The sequence below is a fragment of the Vicinamibacteria bacterium genome (assembly GCA_035620555.1).
Lineage (GTDB): Bacteria > Acidobacteriota > Vicinamibacteria > Marinacidobacterales > SMYC01 > DASPGQ01.
In genome coordinates this window covers 1-2459 of sequence record DASPGQ010000436.1, presented here as the reverse complement: position 1 = coordinate 2459, position 2459 = coordinate 1, and the positions used below count along the sequence as shown (strand labels likewise).

3 protein-coding genes are annotated in these 2459 nt (G+C 61.7%); all 3 read right to left on the bottom strand.

Features of this window, described 5'->3' with window-relative positions; genetic code table 11:
• Positions 1-799 (bottom strand): aminotransferase class I/II-fold pyridoxal phosphate-dependent enzyme (locus VEK15_17715; protein ID HXV62541.1); only part of this gene is annotated, 799 nt, incomplete at its 3' end.
• A 99-nt stretch (positions 800-898) separates the two neighbouring features.
• Positions 899-1957, bottom strand: a complete 1059-nt coding sequence (locus tag VEK15_17710; protein ID HXV62540.1) for a hypothetical protein — start codon at positions 1955-1957, stop codon at positions 899-901.
• A 237-nt stretch (positions 1958-2194) separates the two neighbouring features.
• The coding region (locus VEK15_17705) for an NUDIX hydrolase (protein HXV62539.1) at positions 2195-2459 on the bottom strand (265 nt) is incomplete at its 5' end.

The window sequence follows — 2459 nt, the reverse complement described above, 5'->3', positions numbered from 1 at the left end:
GTCGACTTCGCTGCCGGAGCAGCTCGACGATCTCCTTGCGCCCGCTCGTGAAGCCACCCGACGCGCCGCCCAGCGCCTTGCCCAGGGTCGATGTGACGATATCCACGCGGTCCTGAACACCGAAGAGCTCCGGTGTACCGCGACCCGTCTTTCCCACGAAGCCAGTGGCGTGGGAATCGTCCACCATGACTAGTGCTTCGTGGCGATCGGCAAGCTCACAGATGGTGTCGAGGGGTGCGAACAGGCCGTCCATGCTGAAGACGCCGTCGGTGGCAATCAGCCGAATTCGAGCATCCGCGGCCTCCTTCAGCTTGACCTCGAGGTCCTCCATGTCGCCATTCCGATAGCGGAACCGACGCGCCTTCGACAATCGAATCCCATCGATGATGCTGGCATGATTCAACTCATCGCTGATCACCGCGTCGGCGTCGGTGAGCAGGGCCTCGAAGAGGCCTCCGTTGGCGTCGAAGCAGGAGCTATAGAGAGTCGTATCCGCGGTTCCCAAGAATCGAGAGATTTCCCGCTCCAGCCGTTTGTGAATGTCCTGGGTGCCGCAAATGAACCGCACCGAGGACATCCCGTATCCCCGCTCCTCCAACCCCGCCTTCGCCGCGGCAAGGATCTCCGGTTGGTTCGAGAGGCCGAGGTAGTTGTTCGCGCAGAAGTTCAAGACCTCACCGCTGGCCACACGGATGGACGGTCCCTGTGGCGAAGCGATGACCCTCTCGTCTTTGTAGAGACCCGACTGTCGGATCTCATCCAAAACGCCGACCACTAGCGCGCGCGCCCGTCCGTACATGGTTACGCCTCCTCTCTCGTCAGCCCGCATCGTATTCTACGCACGGATCGCGATTGAGAAAACCGCGGCGAGCAGAAGCCGTGATGAAAGAAAGAAGCTTTAGAAGGGAGCGGGATCCATCGGTGAGTGGTCGCCGGCGCGTTGGTTGAGGCTTTTCAGCACGTCTCCCAACAAGAGAAGGAAGGGGTGTACGGGATCGTCTTTCTGCCCGGCTTGCCCATGGCGATAGTGCTGCAACCGCCGCACGAAACTGCTGAATAGAGCGTGGTCCGATTCTCGAACTCCCGCAAGAGTGGGAAAGAGATCGGGGCGGAAGTCCTTGAGCAACACCTGAACCTTCTGAAGCTGCTCGGGCCGGCGCTGCTCGTCGTAGTCGCGGACCTTCGCAATCAACTCCCCGAACCAACCCAGGAAACGATCCAGATCGAGCTGGTTCTCCAGATCGCGTCGGAACAGCTTCTTCCGCGTCAGCGTGGCGTCGAAGAGGTTCATTTGCTCGAACATGACGAACCCGGTGCTCTCCTGAACTTCCTTCAACCGCAGGCCGAGCTCGTCGACGACCGTGCCGATGCGCGCTTCTAGGAACTCCCGACCCTCGTTCCCAGCCGGCAGATCTCCCTCCAACGGCACGAACCGCCTCACCCACCGATCGAGCTCCAGGCGGAGGAACTTCAAGTCTCCCGCCAAATCCCGAACTCGCTGCCCGTAGAGACCTCGCAGGTCCTCGGCGCTCCCGGAAAACGGGCAGCCCCCCAAGAACACCTCGATCTCCTTCAAACGTCTTCCCACTGCGAAGAAGTACTGGCCCAGGATCTCCACATGCCCGTCGTACGCGAGCCGCGCCTTGGCGAGATCGTCGCCCGATCGGATCATGAGCGTCTTCAACTCGCGCCGGTTGCGCTCGATTCCGACGAAAGCTTCACTGGAGAGGAGCGCGGCGATGAGGAGGATGCCTTCCAGCAAGTAGTTCGCAACTTCCTGGTCGCGGATCTCGCCGAGGCAGTGGTTGAGCGTCTCCAGGGAAGTCTCACGGAAGAGATAATCGAAGGCCGCCGGCTCGCGGCCCTCCGAGAGGTGGTCCACCAAAACGGTGCAGAGCGAGCCCTTGCGGAGCATGTCCCGCACCACGGGATGATTCAGGCCTCCGCGAGCCCGCATTCGGCCGCCGTTAGAGGGATAGAGGCACGTGCGCCTCTGCGCCTGAGGCTCCATAAGGTCGATAAATAATTTGGAGATTGCCGGCGGACCCAGTCGTTCACCGGCAGCGATCAAATCCGGCGGAAAATATAGCAGCCGGGGGCAGGAAATGTCAATTGCCGTGGACCCCTCCTGTCGGCTGTCAGTGGACCGCATTGCTGCTATCAGCCGAGTCAGACGGCGGGTGGAGCGGCGCCCCTAGTACCGACCGGCGAGATAGTCCGCCAGGATCTGACTGTGGTCGAACGCGAGGGGCTCTGGAAGCGCGTCCCTCGCGAAGGCTCTTGCTTCCGCCGCATCATCCGCCCCCGAGGGCGTCCCCTTGGCGCGACCAATGAAAACGACGGAAACGGTGTGCCCTCTTGGGTCCCGCGCGGGATCCGAGTAGACGTGAAACTGGCGAATGAGCTCTATCGAGAGCGAGGTCTCCTCGAGCGCCTCGCGCCGTGCCGCTTGCTCTACG

Excerpts from the sequence above, each read along its gene's own strand:
- VEK15_17710 (HXV62540.1), bottom strand. The coding sequence starts at position 1,957 with ATGCGGGCTCGCGGAGGCCTGAATCATCCCGTGGTGCGGGACATGCTC.